This window comes from Mesorhizobium sp. M0833 (assembly GCF_040319905.1).
Classification (GTDB): Bacteria; Pseudomonadota; Alphaproteobacteria; order Rhizobiales; family Rhizobiaceae; genus Mesorhizobium.
This window is the reverse complement of record NZ_JAMYOQ010000093.1, coordinates 1-951: the sequence shown is the minus strand read 5'-3', so window position 1 is coordinate 951 and position 951 is coordinate 1. Positions and strand designations below refer to the sequence as shown.

Annotated in this window: 1 protein-coding gene; it reads right to left on the bottom strand. The window is 63.0% G+C overall.

Features of this window, described 5'->3' with window-relative positions; all coding sequences use genetic code 11:
- A partial coding sequence (locus NKH98_RS32925) for an ISNCY family transposase (RefSeq protein WP_352904319.1) occupies positions 1-951 on the bottom strand: 951 nt, incomplete at both ends.

Genomic DNA, 951 nt, shown 5'->3' with positions numbered 1-951 from the left:
AATCGCATGCGCGCGAAGGCGACTGTGTTGTCGCGGGCAACGACGCGCTCCTCCTCGATGCACAGGATCTGGGCCAGTTGCTGTGGGTCGGCGGCGACAAAGGCGCTGTCTTCGACCGCGGGCGGTTTGGCGAAGCGGGCATTGTGAGCTGGCAGATAGGTCTGCGCGATGAAGCGGTTGGCGGCCTCGATATCGGCAATGCCGGCCAGCGCCAGTTCTTTCGGCAGCCGATCCTGCAAGGTCGAGAACATCCGCTCGGAGCGCCCCCTGGCTTCAGGCGAATAGGCCGGGATATGCTCGATGCCGAGGTGCCGCAGCGCTCGCCCGACCTGGGTCAGCCGGCTCTTGTCGACCGCCTCGCCGGCCTTGAGCGTCACGAAATAGTGGCTGCCGCGATCGCTGTAGAGGCTAGACGGCAATCCCTTGGCGACAAAAGTCTCCAGAAGTCCCTGAAAGCTCGACGCCGTGCCTTCCTCCTCAATCAGGAAGGCCGAATAGATCGTGCTCGTGGCGTCGTCCAGCGTCACGATCAGATCGAGCATCGGCTGACCCTCCAGCCAGGCATGCCGGCTGCCATCCTGGTGCAGCATCATCCCCTCACACGGCTTCCTTTCGCGTTTGCGCCGGTGAGCACCGCGCCGCTTGGCTCGCTCCACCAGGCCCGCCGCGTGCAGCTGCGTCTTGATGAAGGTGTAGCCCCAGCTGAAGTCGTGATCGCGTATCAAGTGCTCGTGGAAATGCTTCACATTCCACCCCAGGTAACGATGACGATAAAGCTCCAGCATCTCCTCAATCGCTTCCGCAGGCACCCGACGCGTCGAAATCTTGCCCAGCCGGCGGTCGCGTAAGCCATCCTCCCCAGCCTCTTCGTACCGGTCGCGGTAACGTCGAAATTGCCGCTCCGACATGCCCAGCAACTCGCCTGCCTCCATCATCGAAAGATCGCCGCCA